This is a genomic window from Microbacterium sp. H6, from assembly GCF_003314775.1.
In the GTDB taxonomy this organism is placed as follows: domain Bacteria; phylum Actinomycetota; class Actinomycetes; order Actinomycetales; family Microbacteriaceae; genus Microbacterium; species Microbacterium oxydans.
In genome coordinates this window covers 3,619-4,438 of sequence record NZ_QOAY01000127.1, presented here as the reverse complement: position 1 = coordinate 4,438, position 820 = coordinate 3,619, and the positions used below count along the sequence as shown (strand labels likewise).

Here is an 820-nt window from a genome sequence, read left to right as displayed (position 1 = left end):
GGAACGTCGCCACCCAGTGGAGCAATGCGCGCGACTCCGCCGACCGCACGGTCTCCCAGGTGAACGCCACCGCCGACCAGATCGCGGTCCTCAACGGAGAGATCCGCGATGCACTCGCTTCCGGCCGCTCGGCGAACGAGCTCATGGATCAGCGCAGCGTCCTCGCGCAGAACGTGGCCAGGATGTCCGGCGCGGCGGCGACCATCGAGAGCGACGGCACGATGACCGTGCGGCTGGGCGGCAACGCGCTGGTATCGGGTTCCGATTCACGCCACCTGGTGCTGACCGGGCCCGCCTCGATCGATTCGGGGCAGCGGTTCAGCCTCTCGTGGGCGTCTGCGCCCGATCTGCCCGTGTCGATCGACGGCGGTGAGCTCGGTGCCTCGCTGTCGGTGCTGGCCCCGGCCTCCGAAGGCGGCATGCTCGCCGGGCTCGCGGCGACGTACGACAAGGTCGCAACGACGCTGGCCGACGCCATGAACGCCCAGCACAGGGCAGGGGTGACCTCCACCGGCCAGGCCGGGGGAGACTTCTTCACCGTGCCGACGACGGGCTCCGCCGCACTGGGCGTGACCGTCGCCGTCGGCTCGGCCTCCGAGCTCGCGCTCGCGGCGCCCGGTGCCGGTGCCCTGGACGCGACCAACGCCGACCTGATCTCGCAGATCGGTCGGAGCGCTGGCTCCCCCGACGCCGTCTGGTCCGATCAGGTCACCCGGTTCGGGGTCGCGACAGCGGCCGACGTGCAGCGCGCGAAGCTCTCCGACTCCGCAGCTGTCGCCGCCGTCGGAGCCCAGCAGTCGGTCGCCGCTGTCGACGGCGA

At 72.0% G+C, this 820-nt stretch carries 1 pseudogene; it reads left to right on the top strand.

Going from position 1 to position 820, the window contains the following annotated elements:
- Positions 1–820: pseudogene (locus DSP71_RS23385) on the top strand (flagellar hook-associated protein FlgK); the annotation flags it as partial.